This window comes from Marinilabiliales bacterium (assembly GCA_007695015.1).
GTDB lineage: Bacteria > Bacteroidota > Bacteroidia > Bacteroidales > PUMT01 > PXAP01.
In genome coordinates this window covers 69296-92862 of the sequence record REEN01000027.1, presented here as the reverse complement: position 1 = coordinate 92862, position 23567 = coordinate 69296, and the positions used below count along the sequence as shown (strand labels likewise).

The 23567-nt window shown below is 51.1% G+C and carries 15 protein-coding genes and 1 pseudogene; 12 read left to right on the top strand and 4 right to left on the bottom strand.

Annotated features, from left to right (window positions below; all coding sequences use genetic code 11):
• The first annotated feature begins 55 nt into the window (after positions 1-55).
• The 3 genes from EA408_01890 to EA408_01880 all read left to right on the top strand — a co-directional run bounded on the left by EA408_01890 (position 56) and on the right by EA408_01880 (position 4514).
• Positions 56-1090 (top strand): hypothetical protein, encoded by a 1035-nt coding sequence (locus EA408_01890; protein ID TVR74842.1) that lies wholly within the window; start codon positions 56-58, stop codon positions 1088-1090.
• A gap of 90 nt (positions 1091-1180) precedes the next feature.
• Positions 1181-3316: a PAS domain S-box protein gene (locus tag EA408_01885; protein ID TVR74818.1), complete on the top strand. Its 2136-nt coding sequence runs from the start codon at positions 1181-1183 to the stop codon at positions 3314-3316.
• 115 nt (positions 3317-3431) lie between these two features.
• Positions 3432-4514 carry a 3-deoxy-7-phosphoheptulonate synthase gene (locus EA408_01880; protein ID TVR74817.1) on the top strand — a complete coding sequence of 361 codons (1083 nt, stop codon included), beginning with the start codon at positions 3432-3434 and terminating at the stop codon, positions 4512-4514.
• Between the two features lie 15 nt (positions 4515-4529).
• On the opposite strand, the gene murQ is transcribed toward EA408_01880, so the two are convergent.
• Together murQ and EA408_01870 are read right to left on the bottom strand one after the other, a co-directional pair.
• Positions 4530-5372: an N-acetylmuramic acid 6-phosphate etherase gene (murQ, locus tag EA408_01875; protein ID TVR74816.1), complete on the bottom strand. Its 843-nt coding sequence runs from the start codon at positions 5370-5372 to the stop codon at positions 4530-4532.
• 22 nt (positions 5373-5394) lie between these two features.
• A complete protein-coding gene (locus EA408_01870) occupies positions 5395-6240 on the bottom strand; it encodes an ATPase (protein TVR74815.1) in 846 nt (281 codons plus the stop codon).
• 385 nt (positions 6241-6625) lie between these two features.
• Between EA408_01870 and EA408_01865 the strand changes: the two are divergent.
• From EA408_01865 to EA408_01845, 5 genes and pseudogenes are all read left to right on the top strand, one after another.
• A pseudogene (locus EA408_01865) lies at positions 6626-9745 on the top strand (hypothetical protein).
• Positions 9746-9887: 142 nt separating this feature from the next.
• The gene (locus EA408_01860) at positions 9888-11369 is read left to right on the top strand and encodes a glycosyltransferase family 2 protein (GenBank protein ID TVR74841.1); all 1482 of its coding nucleotides are present in this window, start codon (positions 9888-9890) and stop codon (positions 11367-11369) included.
• A gap of 131 nt (positions 11370-11500) precedes the next feature.
• Positions 11501-12451, top strand: coding sequence for a DUF4922 domain-containing protein (locus EA408_01855; protein ID TVR74814.1), 951 nt, complete (start codon positions 11501-11503; stop codon positions 12449-12451).
• A gap of 84 nt (positions 12452-12535) precedes the next feature.
• A complete protein-coding gene (locus EA408_01850) occupies positions 12536-13870 on the top strand; it encodes a SpoIID/LytB domain-containing protein (GenBank protein TVR74813.1) in 1335 nt (444 codons plus the stop codon).
• A 20-nt stretch (positions 13871-13890) separates the two neighbouring features.
• Positions 13891-15753, top strand: a complete 1863-nt coding sequence (locus tag EA408_01845) for an MFS transporter (protein ID TVR74812.1) — start codon at positions 13891-13893, stop codon at positions 15751-15753.
• Between the two features lie 81 nt (positions 15754-15834).
• Here the strand turns inward: EA408_01845 and EA408_01840 are convergent, their stop codons facing one another.
• Entirely contained in the window at positions 15835-17052 is a 1218-nt protein-coding gene (locus tag EA408_01840) for a DUF1343 domain-containing protein (GenBank protein ID TVR74811.1), read from the bottom strand.
• A 78-nt stretch (positions 17053-17130) separates the two neighbouring features.
• On the opposite strand from EA408_01840, the gene EA408_01835 reads away from it, so the two are divergent.
• A complete protein-coding gene (locus EA408_01835; protein TVR74810.1) occupies positions 17131-18609 on the top strand; it encodes a transglutaminase domain-containing protein in 1479 nt (492 codons plus the stop codon).
• Between the two features lie 74 nt (positions 18610-18683).
• Here EA408_01835 and EA408_01830 read toward each other — a convergent pair whose 3' ends face one another.
• Positions 18684-19439, bottom strand: a complete 756-nt coding sequence (locus EA408_01830; GenBank protein TVR74809.1) for a DUF1080 domain-containing protein — start codon at positions 19437-19439, stop codon at positions 18684-18686.
• Positions 19440-19636: 197 nt separating this feature from the next.
• Here EA408_01830 and EA408_01825 point away from each other — a divergent pair, with 197 nt between their 5' ends.
• From EA408_01825 to EA408_01815, 3 genes are all read left to right on the top strand, one after another.
• Positions 19637-21166: a glutamine-hydrolyzing GMP synthase gene (locus tag EA408_01825; GenBank protein TVR74808.1), complete on the top strand. Its 1530-nt coding sequence runs from the start codon at positions 19637-19639 to the stop codon at positions 21164-21166.
• 245 nt (positions 21167-21411) lie between these two features.
• A complete protein-coding gene (locus tag EA408_01820) occupies positions 21412-23025 on the top strand; it encodes a S41 family peptidase (GenBank protein TVR74807.1) in 1614 nt (537 codons plus the stop codon).
• On the top strand, positions 23022-23567 hold the full coding sequence (locus EA408_01815; protein ID TVR74806.1) for an ATPase: 546 nt from the start codon (positions 23022-23024) through the stop codon (positions 23565-23567). Before EA408_01820 ends, EA408_01815 begins: the two co-directional genes overlap by 4 nt.

Here is a 23567-nt window from a genome sequence, read left to right as displayed (position 1 = left end):
TTATTTCTGCGGCACCACATATTTTTTTATTTTTACCCCTGCTAACAGTTGCGGGATGAGATCTTTCAAATTGACCGGGATACGGAACCTTGAACTCATGGAGGTGCCCGATCCCTTAATAACATGCAGCACCGATGTGCTTCTCGGAATTAAGGTCGTGGGTGTCTGCGGATCCGACATTCACTACTACCTTAACGGAAGGATCGGCAGCCAGGTGGTTGAGTACCCTTTTACGGTAGGTCATGAATGTGCGGCTGAGGTTGTCGAGGTCGGGCCGGATGTAACAAGGGTTAAGCCTGGCGACAGGGTTGCCGTCGAGCCGGCCATGCCTTGCCACTCATGCGACCAGTGCCTGGCAGGGCGTCATCATACGTGCCGCAACCTGAAATTCCTTGGTTGTCCGGGTCAGGCGGAGGGATGCCTGTCCGATTACCTGGTGATGCCTGAAACAAGCTGCTTTCCTGTGCCTGAAAGCATGAGCCTTGATGAGGCTGCCCTCTCTGAGCCCCTGGCCATAGGTCTCTATTCGGTAAGGAGGGTAATGCCTGTTGCCGGTTCCCTATGCGGAATACTGGGTTACGGCCCCATTGGCATGAGTGTGATGCTTGCAGCCGCAGCAAAGGGAGCCGGGAGGATATTTGTGACCGACAGGATCGATTCAAGGCTGAGGATAGCGAAGGAAACAGGCGCTTCGCTTACGGGTAATCCTGACAGAGATGATATTGCGGGAATGATCCTGGACGAAGAGAAGAGGGGGCTGGACATTGTTTTTGAGTGTTGCGGGAAACAGGAGGCAATGGATCAGGCGGTTCAGATTGTAAAGCCCGGCGGCACGATAGTCATTGTAGGAATACCCGAATTTGACAGGTGGTCATTCAGTGCCGATGAGATAAGGCGCCGGGAGATAACTCTTATTAACATCAGGAGACAGAACCACTCGCTTGAAGAGACACTGGATATGATCTCAGGAGATGGATTGCATGCAGCTCCGATGGTAACCCACAGGTTTAAGTTTAAGGAAACCCCCGGGGCATTCAGGCTGGTTTCAGAATACGCAGACGGGGTCATGAAGGCAATGATCGAGTTTTAATTACAAGAGAAGATACCATTAGCTGGCTGGGTTTATTTACTAAGGTTTTCTAAAACAGGTACCAAGCTTCAATGGAAATATTTTCCGGATATGTATTTTAACCTGTATTCTATACCTGTGTTCGCGGCAGCATTGATAATGTTGTCACTTGCACTGCTTATAAGGAACCATGTAAATACCCCTTCTGAAAGATGGTTTGTCCGGCTGATGCTGGCAGGTACAGTTTATTCCCTTTTCTATGCTCTCGAGCTTTGCTCGTATGAAGCTGAATTTGCGCGTTGGTTTTACAGGCTGGAGTATGCAGGGATACCTTTCGTGCCTGCAATGCTTATTCTGTTTTCGCTGAGCTTTACCCGCAAAGAGGAGGTCAGGGAACTCTACCTGTTGTTGCCCATACTGGGTATTCCCTCTGTTACATTCCTTCTAGCATTTACACACGGGTATCACGATCTGTTCATAACCGGCGGGGAGATTGACCATTCGGCCCTTTTCCCGGTATTTGTATTCCAGCCGGGGATTTGGTACTGGGTTCACCAGGGGTATGCGCTGACTGCTATCATAACGTCAATATTGCTGATGGCCAGGATGTGGTTTTTATCTGCTCCCGCTTTCAGGAAGCAGGTGAGCATTGTGTTGCTGGGGATCCTCCTGCCTTTTGCAGTTTTTATAGCATATATGCTGGAGTTGACACCCCGCGGACTAGATCCTATGCCTTTTTCGTTTGCAATGACCGGGATGGTGATATTTGCCGGTATTTTCCGGTTCCGGCTGTTTAACCTCACCCCGATTGCAAGGAATATACTGTTTGATAATATTCCCGATGGCGTTGTTGTGATTGACAAGGATGGAAGGTTGGTGGATTACAACAGGTCAGCTGCTGCATTGCTTCAAATTGAACCGGAACATGTAGGGAAATCGAGAGGCACCGTATTTTCTGGCTGGCCCGAAATAGAAGCACGCTTATCTGCCGGGGATCTGGATTTCGAAGTATCCAGGATAACCCGGGAAAGGGCCCTGTTTCTGAGTTGCAGACTTATACCGCTGAAGGATGACAGGGGCGCAGGAAGAGGCGATATGCTAATTCTGCATGATGTGTCGGCACGGAAAAAGGCTGAGATTGAAAGGCAGGAGAGTGAGGATAAGTTCGGGATCATATTTGAAAATGCGCCGCTCGGACTGATGTACTATGATATTGACGGGCTTCTTGAAGTATGCAATGATTATTTTGTCAGCCTGATGGGCTCGAGCCAGGAGAGGCTGACAGGGCTGAACATTAAAAAATTGCCGGATAAAAGAATTGTTGCTGCCGTTAAGAAATCACTCGATGGAAAACGGGCTGTTTTCCAGGGCCGGTACACTTCGGTAACGGGGGGACGGACAGTGTACGTACGGGCCATATTCGAGCCGGTATTTTCAGATAAGGGCAGGGTAGAGGGAGGTATGTGCATAGTTGAGGATATTACAGAACGGAAGGTGGCAGAGGGCAAAATAAAGAAAGCCAACAGGGAGCTTAAAAAGATAAACGCCGAAAAGGACAGGTTCTTTTCCATACTTGCACATGATCTTCGCAGCCCCTTCAGCTCGTTCCTCGGTTACACCGACATATTGCATGACAGTATCGGCACCATGTCGGCCGATATGCTTCAAACTATAGTCTCAAGCATGAAGGAGTCTGCCAACAATCTTTACGGCCTGCTTGAAAACCTGTTACAGTGGTCACGCATCCAGCAGGGGTTGACCGATTATTATCCGGAGAATCTTAACGTAAGGGAGAGGATACTGGACTGCGTGGAGCCTCTCCTCTCGTTTGCCAACAGTAAAGCAATTGATGTGAGCTATGACCTGCCCGTTGATATTGCAGTTACAGGAGACCGTAAGATGTTTGATACCGTGGCCAGGAACCTTTTTACCAATGCCGTCAAGTTTACTCCCCGTCATGGTTCGGTGGGTATTTCTGCCTCAAACACCGGTGAGGGTTACGTCGAAATATGCTTCAGTGATACGGGTATAGGCATGGAGAAGGAGATGTCGGCCAATCTCTTCAGGCTGGATGTGAAAACTTCAAGAAAAGGTACTGAAGGTGAGCCCAGTACCGGACTGGGACTTATACTCTGCCATGAGTTTATGAGTCGCCAGGGCGGCACAATCAGGGTCGAAAGCCGTGAAGGCGAAGGGAGCAGATTTTATATGCAATTCAGGAAATCAACCTCCGGGGTCGGCAATTAAATATTTGGTTACTATCTTTGCATAATTATCAGGCCGGCATTGCTGCCGGCTTCAGGGCAGAGGACAGTTGTCTTCGAAGGTCCCGTCCGTTTCATAATATACATTTTACCGCCATATGCCAAAGCTGAACGGAATAACCGACAAGCGGGTCAGGTATTACAGGATGCTGCCCAGACCGGCTGAATTTGTAAGAGCCATGCCATTGGGCGATACCGGTAGAAAGGTTGTTGAAAGATCAAGGCAGGAGATCACTGCCATTATAAAGGGAGAGGATAAAAGAAAACTGCTTATCACAGGCCCCTGTTCGATTCATGATGCCGGCCAGGCAGGTGAGCTTGGCTGCAGGATAGCGGAAATGGCAAAGGAGGTAAGCGACCAGTTCCTTGTTGTAGGCCGTTTTTACTTTGAAAAGCCCCGGACCGTGGATGGCTGGAAAGGACTGGTCTATGATCCGCACATAAATAATTCCTGGGACATAGAGAAGGGTCTCGAACTTGCCAGGAAGGTTCTTATACATGCCGTTTCTGAGTGCGGGCTCCCTGCAGCGACTGAATTTCTGAACCCCTTCACCCCTCAGTACTATTCGGACCTTGCCTCCTGGACGGCTGTGGGGGCGCGTACCAGTGAGACACAGCTCTACAGGGAGATGATGTCGGGACTCTCGATGCCGGTTGGCTACAAGAACAGCACCCGTGGTGATATAGACACCGCTGTAAACTCACTTATTGCACTGAGGAATGAAACCTGCTTCATAGGGATAGATCAGGACGGTAATGCCAGTATCGTGGCCACCACGGGAAATGATACGGGTCACCTTGTTTTGCGGGGAGGCGCCAGGCCTAATTACCGGAAGGATAGTGTTATGCATGCTCTTGAGGTTATGAAAGAGAGAGGCCTGTCCAACGGGTTGGTGATAGACTGCAGTCACGGAAACACTGGAGGGGATTACCGTAAGCAGCACCTGGTCTTTGATGATGTAATTGAACAGATATGCAGTGGCAACGAGAAGATAGCGGGAATAATGACGGAGACAAACCTGGCCGGAGGCCGGCAGTCCCTCCGGAAGGATCTTACCGGCTTTGACAGGTCAACTCTCAAATACGGGGTTTCCATTACCGATGCCTGTCTTGGTTTTGATGAGACCCGTGAGCTGGTGCTGAGGAGTGCAGATAAACTGCGGAAGAGAAGAACAGAGTGACAGTTAACTTAAAAATCAACCGTTTTCCCTGTTCCATGCTTCTATTGCCAGCCTAACGCTTCCGTGCTTCAGAAGCAAATCCCTGGCCTGGTCGGCATCCAGATTGATCTCTTCCATGATCATCCTTGTGCCGCGCCGGACCAGCTTGTTGTTTGTAAGCTGCATGTTGATCATCCTGTTCCCTTTAACCTTACCAAGCTTGATCATGAGTGAGGTGGTTATCATATTCAGTATCATCTTCTGGGCTGTACCTGCTTTCATTCTGGTGCTGCCGGTAAGGAATTCAGGACCCACGACAGCCTCAACAGCTATTTCAGCCGCCTCCGTTACGGGAGAACCGGGATTGCATGTTATGCAACCGGTAAGAAGTCCTTCATGCCTTGCCCGTTGAAGTCCACCAACCACATAGGGAGTGGTACCCGAAGCGGCAATACCAATAACCGTGTCGTGCCGGTTTATCTCGAACCTTTTCATGTCTTCCCATGCCTGTTCGGGATCATCCTCTGCCTTTTCCACTGCTTTTCGCAGGGCAACGTCGCCACCCGAGATAAGCCCTATAACCATGTTGCCGGGCACCCCGAATGTAGGAGGCAGCTCTGAGGCATCAAGCACTCCCAGCCTGCCGCTGGTTCCCGATCCTATATAGAATACCCTGCCTCCCTGTTCCATCCTGGGCAGTATCTCGCCGATAAGCCTCTCTATCTGGGGAAGAGCTTTTCTGACAGCTTTATGCACCAGTCCATCCTCCCGGTTGATACCCTCGACAAGTTCCCGGACCGACATCTTTTCCAGGTTCTGGTACCTGGAGGGCTGTTCGGTAATGATTTTTCTGAGATCCTCGTCCTCTCTTTCGTCCATACGTTGCGTCATAATAACTGTATCAGGTTTTGTTTCCTTTATGGTAATCCAGCAGGCCCTCCATCGGCTCCCTCGTGATAATGCCGGTTGAAAAACCGGCTTCACCTGCCGCCCGGGCCAGGATATCCCTGAAGTGCCATCCTATGCTGCCCGTAACGTTGACCGCCATGGTTTCTGCCTCGGGGTACTGCCTGATGTTGCGGTTGAAAAACTCAGTAAAACTTTCGATGATGAGCCGGTACACTGCCGGGTCTTCTTTGTGCTCTGCCAGGAAATGGGTGAACCGGGCCATGAACCTGTTCGGGAAAGGCTTCCGGTAGACATTCTCCAGAATCTCTGCCGGCCCGAGCCTGTATTTTTTGTAGAAAGCCTCGCGCACCTGTTCCGGGAGCTGGTTTTTAAGTACATCAGACAGCAGTTTCCTGCCAAGTACCGTGCCGCTGCCTTCATCACCAAGTATATAGCCCAGCGGAGATACGTGCCTTGCTATTCTGCTGCCGTCATAGTAACATGAATTGGAACCGGTGCCCATTATGGCCGCTATACCCGGCCGGCTGCCGCAAAGTGAGCGTGCAGCCGCCATAAGGTCCGAGTCGACATGGATGGCGTCTGCCTGAAAGAACTGGTCGAGAGGCCTTCTGACCTCTTCGTTCTTTTGCGGATTGGCACATCCCGCACCGTAAAAGAATATCGCACTGTAGGGTCCACGCTGCAGTGTGAATTCAGCTTCAAGGGTTTGTGATATCTCACCCGGACTTTGCAGGAAGGGGTTGATCCCTGCCGTTGTGCAACACATCTCTTCGGTATCTGTTTCGACGGTTATGCACCATGTTGTTTTTGTCGATCCGCTGTCTGCTACCAGAATCATGTTCAGTTGTTTTTGGTATTGCCGGTTTTGCCTCCGGGGGCGAATTGAGGGGGGACTTTTAAGCCGGGAAGCCGGCACCGGTTTTCTGCAAATATAATAAAAAGGAGGATGCCGGAACCGGCAACTGTCCGCCAACATACTTTTGACATTTTTTACTCATCAAAAAATGGTTATTTTAGCGCACAGTGAAACCTATCACATTGAACCGGTAATCAATAAACGCCTGTATATGAGCTCGCTTTCCCCAGTCCTGGCTTTTCACCCGTTAACCGGACCGGTATCACTGCCGGAAGGACATCATGGCAGAAGCAATTATACGGGCAGTGTGCCGGTACGAATAACTGCAAGGTGGCTGCTGACAGTATTCCTGTTGCTTGTTACTGCCATCCCGGCAACCTCACAGTCCCCCCGGGAACTGCGCCTTTCCGGGAGGGCCATGAACCGCCTTGAGGATGTCTCAGATCTTTTCACGGGCTGGCATCACCTGGGGCAGATGGGGGTTGACAGTGTGGCTGTTGATATAGCAGATAACAATGTATTCGTCTGGCTGAGCAGTCCGGTTACCCACATTCCCATCCGCTATCCATGGCTTGAGGCCTTGCGTGCAGGTCTGCTCAACCGGCTCGGATTCCGGTTCAGGAACTATGAAATACATCTCTGGTCGGCCGGAAGGAGGCTTGAGGAATACATACCAAATTACTACAGGGAGCCATACATCGACCAGGATTCTTCAAGGATGGCTGTAGCCTTGGCAGACCGATCTCCAGGGGCTGCAGGTTCCGGATATACCGGAGATCTTCGCGGGCCCGGCAAAGGGGTGGCCGGAACGGAAGCCCCGCCCCGGCAGCTTGTGCGCAGGCAGGACAGGGAGTATTATGGCGGGGGACTGTCGGGGGCGCACATTGCGCTCTGGCCAAGCCACGGTTATTATTATGAAGCTTCCCGCGACCGGTGGGAGTGGCAGAGGGCCCGGCTTTACGGTACCATAGAGGACCTGTATCCTTTTGCCTATATACGTGCATACCTGTTGCCGATGCTTGAAAATGCCGGTGCCACAGTGCTGCTGCCCAGGGAGAGGGATATCATGCATCACGAGGTGGTGGTTGATAATGACGGTTCACACGGCTCTTCTGAAATTGTAATAACCGGCGGTGAAAGAAACGGATGGGATACGGTACCGGGGGGCTTTGCGCTGTCCGACACCCTGTTTGAAGGGGACAACCCTTTCAGGAAAGGGACGCATCTCAGGTTGCGCACGGAAGGCGGTGCCGGTGCGTCTGTAACCTATATACCCGCTATACCGGATTGCGGAGAATATGCTGTCTACGTCTCATGGGCGAAGGCACCGGAAAATGTGCAGGATGTGATATATGCCGTAAACCATACAGGAGGAATAACACGTTTTGTGGCGGATCAGGGCATGGGCTACGGCACCTGGATATACCTGGGAACATTTATGTTCAAAGAGGGAACCGATAAGAAGGCAGGCAGCGTGACCATTTACGCCCCGCCCGGGGCCGGCGGATACATTACAACTGATGCCGTGCGTTTCGGGGGCGGGACGGGCAATGTTGCCAGGAGGGCGGCCGGTGAATTTGTGCAGTCGCTATGGTCATTGCACGATGACGGCACCCCGGCGGAGAAAAGAGATTCTGCTGACCCGGCCCTGCAGCAGGAATGGAAGCTGAGCGGCAGGCCCCGCTATATGGAAGGGGCGCGTTACTGGCTCCAGTATGCGGGAATGCCGGACTCATCGGTGTACAGCCTTAACCGGGGCCGCAACGACTACAACGACGACTTCATGTCACGGGGGGAGTGGGTTAACTACCTGATGGGTGCGCCGCTTACCATGACCGGTGAACCCGATTCCGGGAGTCCCCTTATCCCCGTTGACATGGTGCTTGCCTTTCATACCGATGCCGGCGTGACACCATCCGATTCGGTCATAGGAACGCTGGCAATATACAGCAGCCAGCGTACAGGCGGGGTGTTCCATGACGGACGCTCCCGGATGGCCTCACGTGACCTTTCAGATATCGTACAGACGTCTATAGTGGAGGATATAAGGCTGCAGGCTGACAGCAGGTGGACCAGGAGGGGGTTATGGGACAGGCAGTACTCGGAGGCATGGAGGCCTCATGCCCCGGCACTCCTTCTTGAGCTGCTGTCGCACCAGAACCTGGCCGACATGAGGTACGGACTGGATCCGCGGTTCAGGTTCCTGGTAAGCCGGTCAATATACAAGGGGATGCTCAGGTACCTGGCATGGGAGCAGGGAAGGGAACCGGTGGTTCAGCCGCTTCCGCCCGAAGGTATGTATATACGCTATTTGGGTGGCTCTGCCATCAGGCTCGGCTGGAGGGAACAGGAGGACCCGCTTGAGCCCACCGCCGTGGCTGAAGGCTATATTGTCCATACGCGGAGAGAGAATGGCGGGTTCGATAACGGAAGAAGGGCTACGGAGACATTCATGGATATTGACCTTCCGGAGAGCGGAACGATCTATGGTTTCAGGGTGACAGCCGTTAACAGCGGCGGAGAGAGCCTGCCCGGAGAGATACTTTCGGTTATGCTGCCCGGTGAACGGGAGCGGACAGGGTCTGCTCAGGAAGGAGCAGATGAGGTGAAGCCCGTGCTGGTTGTGAACGGCTTTACGCGTGTTTCAGGACCGGCAGTATTTGATGAGGGAGAGCTCGGGGGACTGGCTCAGTGGGATGATGCGGGGGTAGGACACAGGTATGATTTCAGCCATACCGGCGCGCAGTATGATTTCAGGAGATCGAGCGACTGGCTGGATGATGATTCCCCTGGCTGGGGCGCCAGCTATGCCGATATGGAGGGCAGGGTAATACCCGGCAACAGTTTTGATTACCCGGCGCTCTACGGCAGGGTGCTCAGGGAGGCAGGGTATACCTTCATTTCAGCCGGCAGGGAGGCTTTTGAGCAGGGTTTGTATGAACCGGCCGATTATGCGGCGCTCATACTGATCTTCGCTGAGCAGCGCGGCGTTAAAGGGTGGAATGATCCTGAACTGGTGTCTTTCCGGGTCTTCACTCCCGGCATGATGGATGAGGTGAGGAGGTTTGCAGACCATGGCACGGGGATAATGGTTACAGGCGCCTATATCGGAACCGACATGATAGAGAGCAATGATACACTGGCTGTAAATTTTGCGCGGGATGTGCTGGGCTACACGTGGCGCACCAACCATGCATGCAACAGCGGCGCTGTTTACCTGACAGGACGCACCCCTTATGGATTTCCCGGGGAGATTAGCTTCAACGCCGGGTATGACCCTGATATCTATACTGTTGAAGCCCCTGATGCAATTGAACCTGCCGGTGAGAAGAGTATGCGACTCTACAGGTACTCGGCTACAAAAACAAGTGCGGCAGTACTGAAGTACGGCGACCGGAGGGTGGCGGCATTCGGCTTCCCTTTTGAGTCCATCATCTGCGATGAGCAGAAGCTTCATATGATGGATGCTGTAATGCGGTTCCTTAAGGGCGGGGTTGGTATGGGGGCTGATAATGCGAATTCCCGGACGGACATCCCCGTTTCCCGGGATCTTTGAAGGTAGCGGACTTTATTTTGAGAATTTGATAATGCAAGTGAAACCAAAACCAAACATAAAAAACTTTAAGACCATGGAACAACGGATTACATGTTTCCTCCAGGCCGGTCATACCGGCAACCTGCTTGAAACACTAAGGCAACTTGAACTATCAGGCGTGACAAAGCGGTCGTTTATATTCGGAAAAGCCGATGATGTGCAGTCCTCTCTTCCAGAATCGGCCGAAATGCTTGATATCCTTTCAATGCTTTCAACGGCAGCTGTTAAGAAGATGGCCTCCCTGGCCGATACCGACTATGTGCTCATATATACAAAATCCCTTCCGCTTAAGCTGGGAGAGCATGCCCTGCGTCGCATGATTCAGGTAGCCGATGACACGGGTGCAGGAATGGTGTACTCTGACTATTTCGAGGTGAAGGAGGGTGAGGTAAGGCCATGCCCGGTTATCGATTACCAGCAGGGCAGCCTTCGTGATGATTTCAACTTCGGGTCGGTCATGCTCTACCGCACCGCGGCACTCAAAAGGGCTGTTGCAAAAATCCCCGACGAATACCAGTTCGCAGGCATTTACTACCTGCGGCTGAGGGTTTCAGAGAAGCAGCGCCTTTTCAGGATACCCGAGTACCTTTATACCGAGATGGAGACCGACACCCGGAAGTCGGGACAGAAGATGTTCGACTACGTCGATCCGCGCAACAGGCAGATGCAGATCGAAATGGAGCGGGCATGCACCGGGCATCTCAAATCCATTGGAGGATGGCTGAAGCCGGAATTCAAGGATGCAGACCTTGCAAAGGGCTCCTTTCCCGTTGAGGCATCGGTAATCATACCTGTCAGGAACAGGGTTAAAACCATTGCCGACGCTGTCAAATCGGTCCTTAACCAGAAAACCGGCTTCCCTTTCAACCTGATAGTGGTGGACAACCATTCGTCAGACGGCACGACTGAGCTGCTAAAAGAGTTTGCAGCTTCTGACAACCGTTTGATACATGTGGTGCCGGTAAGGAATGATCTTGGAATAGGAGGCTGCTGGAACGAAGGGGCCTTCCATGAGCAGTGCGGAAGGTTCGCGATTCAGCTTGACAGCGATGACCTGTATATTGACGAAAATGTTGTTCAGAGGATCGTTGATGAGTTCTATGCCCAGCAGTGTGTCATGATAGTGGGCAGTTACAGGATGGTCAACTTCGGACTTGAGGAGATACCTCCCGGACTTATTGACCACCGGGAGTGGACACCCGGCAACGGGAGGAACAATGCCTTGAGGATTAACGGGCTTGGGGCTCCCAGGGCTTTCTTCACCCCGGTGCTGAGGGAGATAAGGCTCCCGAATGTGAGTTACGGGGAGGATTATGCCCTTGGACTGGCAATTTCGAGGCATTACCAGATAGGCAGGATCTATGACCCGTTGTACCTGTGCCGGAGGTGGGAAGAGAATACTGATGCATCGCTCGACGTACAGAAGCTGAATGCCCATAACACCTACAAGGACAGGATAAGGACCATTGAGCTGCTCGCAAGGATCGCCCTGAACAGGAATGAGTCCGCCAGCTAATGACATGACTATTTCTCCGGCGGGAGCCTGGTGGCAAAGACTACCCGCCGGTGTAACAACAGCGAACAACAGCGAATGACATATAAATAATTGCTCCCGGCGTAACGGGTGTAATTAACGAAAACCGATTTATGGAGAAGAGCGGGAATGACAGGATAACCGGCATGGATGATTTTTTCAGGTGTCAGCTGAATCAGTGGCCGCTGGCGAAAAAGAACTATGATGACCTTGACCGGGTTTTGATCAGGGATGTTGCGATGCCAGGCAACTCTCTTGTAAGGGTGCAGTTCAACCCTGCCAGGATGCGCTCATCTGCAGCCAGGGTGGATAAAAAAAGCATCAGCGAAAGGCCGTGTTTCCTGTGTGCCGGCAACCTGCCCCCGGAGCAGAAAAAGATAATGTTCGGAGACTCCTACATGGTGCTTGTCAATCCTTTCCCGATATTCAGGCGCCACCTTACCATTGCGCTGACCGGTCATAAGGACCAGCTCATCAGGGGCAGGTTCGTCGATATGCTCACGCTTGCCCGGGCACTTGAGGATTACACCCTCTTCTATAACGGACCGCGCTGCGGTGCCAGCGCGCCCGACCATTTCCACTTCCAGGCGGGAATCAGGGGATTCATGCCGGTAGAAAAGGAGGCGCGTACGCTTCCGCGGAAGCGTATAAAAAAAGAGGGTGCGGTTGTTATAGATGCCCTGGAGGGGTGTCACAGGAAGACCCTCGTTATGGAGGGAGATTCACCCGGAGAGCTTGATCGCTGGTTTACAAAAATATATGATATATTGCAGGATATGCAGCCCGGAGAGAATGAACCTATGCTGAATATCCTGGCGGGTTATTACGGGGGGATATGGAGGGTTGTTGTGTTCCCCCGGGAGAGACACAGGCCATGGCAGTTCGAAGCGGAGGGTGAAAAGCAGATACTGCTCAGTCCGGCCTCTGTCGATTTCGGCGGGGTATGGATAACACCCAGGCAGGAAGATTATGAAAAGATCGACCAGGCTGTGATCAGTGATATTTTCAGCCAGGTAAGCCTCGGGGAGGCTGCGTGGGCACAACTGCCTGAACGGCTGGGGTAAATAATTGTTCAGGCTCTTTGCGGTCTGGCCGCGTTTGATTGCCAGAATGCTACCGGAAAAAGGGATTAACTAAAAATAAGCGATATGCAACCAAAGATCAATGTAGGAATTATGTTTTCACCACGAATTGTCTTCCATCTGAACGGACGGTACCGGCACCTGGAGAGCGGTGTCGAGTTTGAGGGTCCGGGAAGCGTCGTGCTGGAGGACGGGAAACTGAGCTTTTCCATTGGCAGCAGCCCCGTAGCTGCTTCTTTTCCCGTTGAGCTCGAGCCGGTTGACTGCGAGGATTGCAGTTTTGACCTCAAAGAGGTTACCATCGGGATCAATTTCCACTGGGAGAGAAAGGAGGACCAGCGGTTCAGGGGAGGATTGCGGGTTATCGGGGAGAACGGACTGCTAACGGCCGTCAATGTCCTGCCCCTCGAAGAATACCTGATCAGCGTCATCTCGTCGGAGATGAGCGCCACCTCATCGTCTGAATTGCTGAGGGCGCATGCGGTGATATCGCGCAGCTGGCTGCTGGCGCAGAAGGAGAAGGAAGCCAGGCTGAAGGGTACAGGTGAGTATGTAACCTCTGTCGAAAAGGAAGGGGAAATCATCCGGTGGTATGACAGGGAGGATCATAAAAATTTTGATGTCTGTGCCGACGACCACTGCCAGCGTTACCAGGGTATAACCAGGGCAGGAACGCCCGCTGTGGAGGAGGCGGTAAACTCGACTTCAGGCATGGTGCTTGCCTATGAAGGCAAAATATGCGATGCAAGATATTCCAAGTGCTGCGGGGGCATAAGCGAGAAATTTGAAAATGTGTGGGAGCCGGTGGTGCATCCCTATCTGACAAAGGTCATAGACAACCCCGTTGATCCGCCAGGGTTCGACACCGTCCTGTCGACCGAGGAAGCTGCAAAGGCGTGGATACTTGGTAGTCCCGAAGCATTCTGCAATACCAGGAGTACATATGTCCTCAGCCAGGTACTGAATGATTATGACCAGGAGACTGTCAACTTTTTCAGATGGTCGGTTACCCTGGAACAGAATGAGATAAAAGAGCTTCTGAAAAGGAAAGTGGGCCTGGAACTTGGCGACATCATAGCTCTCGAGCCTGTTGAGAGGGGTGTGTCGGGCAGGCTGTTAAAGCTCAGGATCAGGGGAACCGGCGGCTCGGTTGTTATAGGCAAGGAGCTGGAGATACGGAAGGCCCTTTCTCCATCACACCTTTACAGCTCGGCTTTTGTAGTTGAAGAGGGAGAGAAGGTTGAAGGCGTACCGTCGGCCTTTACATTGAAGGGCGCCGGCTGGGGACACGGTGTGGGCCTCTGCCAGATTGGTGCTGCCGTGATGGGCTCGGGTGGCTATTCGTACCGGGACATACTGACACACTATTTTCCCGGCTCTGAGCTCGAAAAAAGATATTGAAAAATTAATACGGAATAAAAATGAAAAAAGCCAGTCACCGTTCAGCATGGGCATGGGTGCCCTCACTTTATTTTGCACAGGGTATTCCCTATGTAGTCGTAATGACCGTATCGGTTATAATGTACAAACGTCTGGGTATTTCCAATGCCGATATAGCCCTCTATACAAGCTGGCTTTACCTGCCCTGGGTCATCAAACCATTCTGGAGCCCTGTAGTTGACCTGCTTAAAACCAAAAGGTGGTGGATCGTGCTTATGCAACTGCTGGTGGGTGCCGGACTTGCGGGTGTGGCTTTTACCATACCCGTTCCGGGCTTTTTCCAGGCCACACTTGCATTTTTCTGGCTGCTGGCATTCAGCTCGGCCACTCATGATATTGCTGCCGACGGGTTCTACATGCTGGGGCTCAAGGAACATGAGCAGGCCTATTTTGTCGGTATAAGAAGCACATTTTACAGGTTTGCCATGATTACCGGTCAGGGACTTCTGATTATTCTGGCAGGCTTTATCGAGACGCGGACCGGACTTGAACCGGTCAGTATCACGGTGACTGCCGGTCCTGATATTCCTGCGGGGGTGCATAAGTACCCCACTACAGGTGAACAGGTTGAAGGGAGGCGGAACTTCATTGCCGGCACCGAAGAAATAGAGCTTTCCACCGCCGGTATAGATCGTGAAACGGCCCGGGAAATGCTTGCCTTTGCAGAGGAACAGAATATACTCAATGGATTTGTGGAACCTGAACCTGAAATTGAGCCATCGGTATCATGGTTTGCCCGTTCTGTATCCGGGCCTCTCGGGATGTGGCTCAGGGAAAGGTTCGGTGTTACAGACGATATAGATCTGTCAGTTCAGGCAATGCAGGGTAATATTGCCCTTGTGGGTGTTTCATTGTCATCTCCTCCCGGCCCCGGTGAAGAGGTGGTGCTGAATACCGGACTGCAGAGGGGGGACGCCAGTATAGGGCTTGTCATCGGCGAGAGACTTGTGTTCACTTCTGCTAACTGGGACCGGACAGCATGGATGGCCATCCAGCTTGACCCGGCACTTGACCGGCCTGCCGAGGCACATTTTGAAGGGCTTTCCGGCAACATCCCGTTTGCCTGGACGGTGACCTTTTTCTTCCTGGCTGTTCTGTTCGTAGTGTTTATGGTATACCATCGCTTCTTCCTGCCGTTCCCTGCAACTGACAAACCAGCGGTGAATGAAAGGGGAATAAGCGTGCTTGCAGGTTTCATCAAGACATTCAGCGCTTTTTTCAGGAAGGAGAATATCGGTCCGGCCCTTGCATTCATGCTCCTGTACCGGCTTGGAGAGGCCCAGATAGTGAAGCTTGCCTCACCTTTCATGCTTGATCCGAGAGAGGTGGGGGGACTGGGTCTAAGTACGGGTGATGTGGGTTTGATATACGGCACAATTGGAATTGCAGCACTAACGATGGGCGGCATACTGGGCGGTATTGTTGCTTCCAGGAAGGGACTTAAGTACTGGGTCTTTCCAATGGCCATCGCCATGAATGTTCCCAATATCGTGTATGTGCTGCTGTCGGTTTATTCGCCACAGAGTATGTGGGTCATTTCGGGCGGGGTTGCATTTGAACAGTTTGGTTACGGTTTTGGATTTACTGCATACATGCTGTTTATGATACACTTTTCAGAAGGAAGTCACAAGACTGCCCATTATGCCTTCTGTACCGGGTTCATGGCCCTGGGTATGATGCTGCCCGGAATGATCTCAGGATGGATTCAGGAGATCGTGGGTTACGTAAATTTCTTCATATGGGTGGTCATATGTACCATCCCCGGGTTCATAATGATCTTCTACCTGAAGATAGATCCGAAGTTCGGAGTCAAAAAGAAGGAGGAAGACAGCGCGGGGGACTGACAAGCTGATGCGGGTTTCATTGTATTTTGCGAGCTTCAGGTCATGGGCGTTTCACGTATGGCTGAAGTTCCCGGCCAGGGTTCAGTAAAGGAAATATTCTGCCGCCTTTTCGGCGAAAGCGGCCTCCTGCCGGGTCCAGATCTCCAGAATATCCTGAACCCTGAACCGTTCCGAAAACGTTGTCCTCACCTTGTCGGTGCCCACCACCTTGTCGAACATGTCGTGACGGGCAGGGTCGCAAAGCTCAAAAGGATCCTTGTCCGGGTTAAGATCCTTCATCTCCTGCATTATCCAGAACTGTATGAGCGAAAGCTCAGCCTTACGCACGTCGGTAAGATGGATCTGCACCCCGCTTACCATCGTTCCGCTCATCACACTGTAATAGGGCCTGAAATGGACGGGCCTGAATATAACACCGGGCAGAGCCAGACTGTTGAGCCTGTTTGCCAGCCTTCCGGCATCGATCCAGTTTGCCCCGACAAGCTGGAACGGCAGGGTATAGCCCACTCCGATGTTGTACACGTAAAGTTCGCCGAGAATGCCTGATACGGGATAATAGTAAGCCGAATGGATATGAGGTATGTGAGGGGAGGTGGGCACCCATGGAAGTCCGGTATCCTCAAAAAGCATATCGCGATCCCATCCCTCCATCCTGATCACTGTGAGGTTCACAGGGCCGCTTTCAAGCAGCCCCTCTTCGTTCAGGAAATGGGCAAGCTCACCGGTGGTGAAGCCGTGCACATAGGTGACGGGGAACTGGCTTACAAAAGATATGAAGCCATCTTCGACCAGCGGTCCTTCGAACTTATTTCCGCCAAGGGGGTTGGGCCTGTCCAGCACCATAAACCCGATGCCGCTCTCAGCGGCAGCTTCCATGGCAAGTCCCATTGTGCTTATGTAGGTATACGACCTTGAACCTATATCCTGAATGTCGTAGACAAGAATATCAATATCTTTGAGCATCGTAGCCGTTGGCTTTCGGGTGGCTCCATAAAGGCTGAATAGAGGCAGTCCGGTTACGGCATCGGCTGCGGTCTCCACTTTCTCGCCTGCAGCAAAGTCTCCCCTGATGCCGTGTTCAGGACCAAACAGTGCCACCAGGTTCACTTCCGGGGCGTTAAAAAGTATATCTGCGGTTGATCTGAGCCTGCTGTCCACCCCGGTGGGGTTCGTTATGAGTCCCACTCTCTTGTTCAGCAGGGGCTCAAAACCATTTTCTTCCAGCACCTCTATACCGGTCTTCACCTGCGAATGGAGCAGGTTTGATGAAAGAATAATAAAAGCAATGAATAATCTCATGGTGGTAGTTAAGGTTAATTAGCTTAGAATTTAATAATATTGTAAAAGTAAAAAAAGTGTGCGTCAATACCTGCAGCTATGAGAGGCTTTATCTGTATTTTTGCGGTTATATGCATGGCCGCCATGGTTGCCACTTGTAGCAACCTGTCAAAACGGAAGAGTATTATGGACGATGCCCGTGAGCTTTTAATGTCCGGTGAATTCAGCCGGCTTATAGAACTGGCCGCCGATGAGGATCCAGGAATCGATTCTGACGGTCCGCTAAGGCGTTCGCTTGACAGCCTGGCTGACAGGGCCAGGCGCTTCATGATCGATTTTCCCCTCACATCTGATGATGTGCTTGAGAGGCTCAGGGCCGATTCTGTTGATGCCGGTGAGGACGACCTCAGGAGATGGGAGGATGCCGGGGAGCTTGAGTATATTATGATTGACGGAGAGCGTCGTTATTTCAGGTGGGCACACCGAAACCTATACAGGATAAACGATGAATTGCGGCAGAAAATGCAGATCGACAGGGAGAGGGACAGTTCTCTGGCCGCAGTGTGCATGGAGCAGATCGGACAGATACTCGGGAAAACATCCATAGCAGGCCCCGGCATACCTATTAATCCCGAAACAATGGTTATACGGTACACCATTACTGTCGACGCCGGTGCCGTGCCGCCCGGCGAGACAATAAGGTGCTGGATGCCCTGGCCCCGTGAAGACATAGCACGCCAGGACATGGTGCGGCTGCTGTCTTCCTCCCCTGAGGAATATATTTTATCACCACCTGACACTCCCCAGCGCTCCATCTATTTTGAACAGGTTGCTGTCAGCGGCGAGCCGGCAGTCTTCAGCATGGAGGCAGAGTTCAGGTCATGGAGCCAGTATTTCCCGCCGGCACTTTTCCGGGGCCGCGACCCGGGTGATGGCCCTGCCGGTGCTGAACAGGCAGGAAGTGCACTTCCTGCATACGTGACGGCCCATACCGGTGAAAGGCCGCCCCATATAAGGTTCAGCAGTGAGATCATTGAGCTTGCCGGTTCGCTGGTTGCAGAAGGGATGACCCAGTATGAAAAGGTAAGGGCATTTTACCACTGGATCAACGACAATATAATATGGACTTCGGCAATTGAGTACGGGCTGATGTCTGACATACCTTCATACGTTCTTGAAAACCGTCGTGGCGATTGCGGGATGCAGACTCTTCTTTTCATTTCACTGTGCCGCTATGCAGGCATACCGGCCAGATGGCAGAGCGGCTGGATGATGCACCCGGGTCATGTCAACCTTCATGACTGGGCCGAGGTGTGGCTGGAGCCTGCCGGCTGGGTGCCGGTTGATGTCTCCTTCAAACTTCAGCCCTCACCTGATCCCATTGTGTCAGGGTTCTACATTACCGGCATGGACAGTTACAGGATGACGGTCAACAACGACTATGGCCGGCAGTTTTATCCTCCAAAGGGCCATGTGCGCAGCGAGCCTCTCGATTTCCAGAGGGGGGAGCTTGAATGGAGGGGAGGCAACCTCTATTTCGACCAATGGAGATACAGGATGGAGGTGGAGTACAGGTAAAGGAAACACCAGCTCCCGCCCGGCTCCGGGAAACTGAGTTCAACAGGCAAAAAGATACCAATGCCTGTTTGGCATTAATCCAGTTCCCTGATTTTGATGTTCCTGAACCATACCTGGTCGCCGTGGTCCTGCAATGCAATATGGCCCCTGCGATATCTTCCGTAACCCGGAAATTCAGCCCATTTACTGTTGGCAACAAGCTCTTCCCACTCATCGGTCCAAAGCTGGTATTCAACCACTTTTTTTCCGTTAAGCCAGTGCTCAACGTGTCCGTTGTCAACTACTATTTTTGAAGTGTTCCATTCACCGGCCGTCTTAACGGGCGGTTCTTCCGGCGCATGAAGGTCATAATTCGCAGCAGTGTACCAGGTAGCATCCAGCTCAACCGGGTAGCCAAGGTCATCGAGTATCTGGTACTCGGGTCCTGTTGCATAAACAGCCGGATAGCCATTCTCTCCCACAAGGTAAAGTATTCCCGAATTACCGCCCTCACTTATCCTCCAGTCGGCTTTCAGGATGAAATTTTCAAACTGCCTTTCGGTTACTATGTCACCGGTAAGGTCGCTTCCGATACCCTGGGCAACAAGCATTCCCTGGTGGGCATACCACCCTTCATCAATGGTGAGGTCATCTTTCTGGAATCCTCTCCAGCCGTTGGTTGTTCTGCCATCAAACAGCAGCTCCCATCCTTCGGCAATCTCCTCTTCGGTAAGTACGTTGTGAACCACTTCGGGCTCATCTGCAGCCTTTTCAGTTCTTGGGCCGCATCCTGTAAGGTTTGACAGGGCGAAGACAATCGCAATCAGGATCAGAAAACTATCTTTTTGCATTTTTTTTGGATTTAAGGTTGATTTACTGGTTATAAATGTAACTGATATTGTGTATTCTTATTTTTACGGACCGCAGGTAAATGTTTAAATGATTATCCGGTTTGGTTTTACAAATATAATTCAATTTAGTGTATCAGAAAAAATGTAACTTAGCGGCCAGGATATCCGCCCCGGTCAATTAACATAACCAAAACCATATGCAGGAAAAAATACTCATTCTTGATTTCGGATCCCAGTATACCCAGCTTATTGCAAGGAAGGTCCGTGAACTTCACGTTTATTGCGAGATATACCCGTACAACAAATTTCCGGTTCCCGACCGAACCGTCAGGGGCGTCATACTTTCAGGCAGCCCGTCCTCGGTAAGGGACATCGGTGCACCGGTACCGGATCTTGATATGATCAGGGGGAAATTGCCGGTTCTTGGTATCTGCTATGGTGCGCAGTTCATGGCATTCAATGACGGGGGAGATGTTGCTCCGTCGACCACCAGGGAATACGGTAGAGCCAGACTGGATACAATTGATGTGAATTCTGACTTGTTTTCAGGTGTTAGCGAGGGTACCCAGGTGTGGATGTCGCATGGCGACAGCATACTAAAGCTGCCGGGTAACTACAGGGTAATCGGCGGTACTGCCGACGTGCCTGTGGCGGCATACCAGGTTGAGGATGAAAAAACCTACGGTATTCAGTTTCACCCGGAAGTATACCATACAACAGAAGGTAAGTTGATCCTGAAAAATTTTATCGATGATATCTGTGGTTGCAGGGCGGACTGGACACCGGCTTCATTCGTCGATGAGGCAATTGCTATGCTCAGATCAGAGCTTGGCGATGATAAGGTGATCCTGGGATTATCGGGTGGGGTAGATTCTTCCGTAACGGCCGTACTGCTGAACCGGGCGGTGGGTGACAACCTGACCTGCATATTTGTGGATAACGGACTGCTCAGGAAGGATGAGTTTGGAAAGGTCATCGCTTCTTACCGGGATATGGGACTGAATGTTCTGGGAGTGGATGCCGGAAAAAGATTCCTTGATGCTCTTTCCGGTGTAAATGACCCGGAGCAGAAAAGGAAGGTTATTGGCAGATGCTTTATAGAGGTGTTCGAAGAGGAGGCTAGTAAGCTGACTGATGTAAGGTGGCTGGCCCAGGGTACCATTTATCCCGATATAATCGAATCGGTGTCGGTAAACGGCCCCAGTGCTACTATAAAGTCGCACCATAATGTTGGAGGACTTCCCGAGATAATGAACCTGAAGGTGATTGAACCCCTGAAACTGCTGTTCAAAGATGAGGTAAGAAGGGTGGGAAGCACTCTTGGGATTGACAGAAAGCTTTTGGGCCGTCATCCTTTTCCCGGCCCGGGACTTGGTATAAGGGTGGTTGGAGAGGTAACCCCGGAACGGATTGCCATCCTCCAGGAGGTTGATGATATCTATGTGAACGGTCTTGCTGAAAACGGGCTGTATGAACAGGTGTGGCAGGCTGCTGCGATTCTCCTGCCTGTCAGGTCGGTCGGCGTAATGGGCGATGAGAGGACCTATGAAAATGTGGTTGCCCTGAGGGCGGTTACCTCTACGGACGGGATGACGGCGGACTGGGTGCATCTGCCATATGAGTTTCTGAGCAGAATATCGAGTGAGATCATCAACCGTGTCAAGGGTGTGAACAGGGTAGTTTACGACATAAGCTCAAAACCCCCCGCCACCATAGAATGGGAATAGAAAAGGTCGCCTCCAAACGTTCTGCGTGACTTGCAATATCTTGATATTAAAGCAAAAATCATTACCTTTGATGTTAAAGGTACTCCTGCTTTTGAGTTCCGGAAGGTTGTGGCGGATATTACCCCCGCTCTAATACTAACAATTGTTAAAAGATAAACCCGGTTCAACAAAATCATCATAAGCGCCGTTTATTTGGTATGGCATTTGCCATGTTTCCTATACATGAGATTTAAAACATTTTGATAATGAGACGTTCAATTTTATTAATTCCCTTGATTTTACTGACGATTCTGCCGCAAAAAGCAGAGTCGCAGTTATTCAATGACCAGATATACAAATTCAGTAAGGCTCTGGGTTCGATAGCCAGCTTTTATGTTGATTCTGTTGATCAGGACCAGCTTGTTGAGCATGCGATAATCGAGATGCTGAAGGAGCTTGACCCTCATTCCGTATACGTGAACAAAGATGAAGTGAAGGCCATGAATGAACCCCTGCAGGGTAATTTTGAAGGTATTGGGGTGCAGTTTAACCTGCTGAATGACACCATTTTCATAATATCGCCAATATCCGGCGGACCCTCTGAGCGGGTCGGGATCCTTGCCGGTGACAGAATTGTGAAAATCAACTCCGAGGTTGTGGCAGGTACAGGGATAACCAACACAAGGGTTCGTGAGAAACTTATGGGTGAAAAAGGTACTAAGGTTACGGTTACGATCAAACGGCGGAACGAACGAGAACTGCTGGATTTTACTATTACGCGGGACAGGATACCGATTTACAGTCTTGATGCAGCTTACCTTGTTGACGACGAAACCGGCTACATCAGGCTGAACCGTTTTTCATTCACTACCGTAAGGGAATTTGAGGAGGCTCTGGAAAAACTGAAGTTGCAGGGCATGAAGGACCTGATACTTGACCTTCGTGAGAACGGGGGTGGATATCTGCAGGAATCCATCACCTTGTCTGATCATTTTCTTGACAGCGACAGGATGATAGTTTATACCGAGGGGCTCAACATCTCCAAGATGGATTACCTCTCAACAAGGGCCGGCAATTTCCGTGACGGGAGGCTTGTTATACTTCTTAATGAGGGTTCGGCATCAGCCAGCGAGATTGTTGCAGGCGCGGTACAGGACTGGGACCGGGGCGTTGTGGTAGGCAGAAGGTCATTTGGCAAGGGGTTGGTGCAGAGGCCTATAAACCTTCCCGACGGATCAATGATCAGGCTTACGGTTGCAAGGTACTACACCCCAACCGGGAGACTTATACAAAAGCCTTATGACCAGGGGGTTGACGAATATTCGCTGGATGCTTACAGGCGTTATATTAATGGTGAGTTTTTCTCCAGGGACAGTATAATGCTGCCGGATTCACTCAGATTCTATACAAAGTTGAACAAAAGACCGGTCTATGGTGGTGGGGGGATTATGCCGGATGTTTTCGTTCCTTTTGACACTACATCAAATACAGCCTATTATCGTGACCTGGTTCGCAGTGGTATCTTCAACAGATTCATACTGGAATATGTAGACCGTAACAGGGATCAGTTAAGGGCAGATTATCCCGATTTCAGAAGTTACAAAGAGAATTTTGATGCTGCAGGCCCGCTGATGGTGAAGTTTGTAGAATATGGAGAAAAGGAGGGTGTTGCACTGAATGAAAAGGATCTTGAAAAGTCGTATGAACTTATTTCCAATCAAATCAAGGCTCTCATTGCCAGGGATCTATGGACTATGAGTGAGTATTTTGAGATATCCAATTCGAGAGACAATGTTTTTCTTAAGGCTGTTGATATAATTACCAATCGCCGTTCTTACCAGACGATCATTCGTAACGGACTCCAGTCGGCTGATAACTGATATTTGTGAAACCGGTTCTCAAAATAATTATTACCGGTCCCGAATCCACCGGAAAGACAATACTTGCTGAAGGCCTTGCCTCATTTTTCAATACCTGCTGGATACCTGAATATGCACGCGAATATGTTATGAGCCTGCAGAGGCAATACACATATGAAGATGTCGTGCATATAGCCAGAGAGCAGATCAGGCGCGAAAAGGAATATGCAGGCCGGGCTGATCAAATTCTTTTCTATGACACCCACCTTGAGGTTACCAAGGTATGGTTTATGGTGGTTTATAATAGATACCCGGACTGGCTCGATGATGCAATAAAGAATTCAGGCGCGGACCTGTTCCTGGTATGCAATACCGATATTCCCTGGGTGCCTGACGGAGTCAGGGAAAACGGGGGAGAGATGAGGAAACATCTTCTTGAGAGGTATATCTTAGAAATTGAGGCTATTGGAGCTCCATGGCGACTTGTGTCAGGGAAGAATGAGCAGAGGCTTGAGATGGCTGTTCAGATTATCAGCGATTATATAAATAAAAATAAGTGGTAA